The 1,465-nt window shown below is 66.8% G+C and carries 1 protein-coding gene; it reads right to left on the bottom strand.

The features are described from left to right. Positions 1–161: 161 nt before the first annotated feature. The coding region (locus ACTWQA_RS58915; protein WP_443167483.1) for an RNA-guided endonuclease InsQ/TnpB family protein at positions 162–1,465 on the bottom strand (1,304 nt) is incomplete at its 5' end.

Here is a 1,465-nt window from a genome sequence, read left to right as displayed (position 1 = left end):
ACCTTCGGCTGGCGCGAAGCGCTCAACGAACTCGAGATCGCCTACCCGGGAAGGATCAAGTAAATCAGGTAAAGAGCACTCTCCATTACTCAGAGTAAGAATTTACACACTTGAAGTGACAAGCTCAACGGGGTCATGAATGGGGAGGATTCTCATGGCCGCTACGCGGCCACCCCGTGCGGGGTGGTGCGGGTAGTCCCGCCATGAGGTGCTTGACGCTTCACCGGCCCCAGTGGTGCAGGGCCTCCACGTCCGGTGACCGCCCGTCCGGCGGCTGAGTTGTACCGATACAACTGGGTGCGGGCGGCGTTGACGTCGGCGTTGCCGATCCACCCGCAGGCTGTGTTCTTGCACACGAACCGGGACTGACTCTCCCGCGACCCCTCGATGATCGTGTGGCAGGCGTGACATTCCTGGCTGGTGCCCGGCGCCGGGACGATGGGGACCTTGCCGCCCTTGTCGGTGGCCTTGTAGGTGAGGAACTCGGCGGTGCGCGCCCATGCCTGCCCGGCGATGGCCCGGTTCAGGCCGCGCTTTTGGGCGACGTTCCTGCCCGGCTGTTCGATGGTGCCGGAGGCGCTCGCCATCATGTTCGTGACCTTGAGGTCTTCGAGCACGATGACGGAGAACCGGTCGGTGAGCTGGGAGGTGGTCTGGTGCTGCCAGTCGACGACCCGGCGCTTGGCTTTCGCGCGCAGGCGAGCGATCTGGTCGTAGGTGTGCTTCAGCCGGTTACTGACAGGCTGTCCGGGTTTCGCCGCTCGTTTCTGGCGGGCGGCTTTGCGCTCGAGACGAAGCAGGCGCTCCTGCTCCCCGTCGGTCAGCCACTTGTCACGGTGGAAGATCTTCTCCCCGGTGGCAAGCGCCAACGGCACGGCGATGCCCCGGTCGATCGCGGTGTGCGGCCCCGGATGTGGGGCCGGCACCGGCTGCTCGGTCTGGATCCGGAACACGATGTGCCACCCGGTGGCCTCCTTCACCAACCGCGCCCCGGTGATCTTTCCGTCCGGGCCGCCCTTCGTGACGCCGGGAAGGTCTTTCGTCCACCGGAAGCGGACCCGGCCGAGTTTGGGGATATTGACCGCGCCCCACCGCCGGTTGATCCGGGTGATGTTCAGGTCCCGCGCCTGGGGGACGTCCACGGCCATCCGGGAGCGCAAGCGGCTCTTGAACGTGGGGCGCCTGGCGGGGTGGTCGGGGTTGAAGTAGTTGGCCCACGCCTGCCGGTAGGTCTTCAGCACTGCCTGCGCCGCCTGGGCGGGCAGGTCGTTGAGCCAGTCGATCTCTTTGCGGGCGGCCCGGATGGCCTCGTCGCACTGGGCGAGGGAGGCGAACCGGCCCTGCCGGAAGGTGAAGAACTCGTGAAAGTCGGCCCGGAGCGCGGTTCTGGCCTCTCGGCCAGCCCGTTTCTCCGGACCGCTTCCCGCACCCGCCGTGCGCCTCTCAACGCAACGGGCGCTCCACA

Source organism: Nonomuraea sp. 10N515B, from assembly GCF_052245915.1.
In the GTDB taxonomy this organism is placed as follows: Bacteria; Actinomycetota; Actinomycetes; order Streptosporangiales; family Streptosporangiaceae; genus Nonomuraea.
This window is presented reverse-complemented; position numbering and strand designations above follow the sequence as displayed.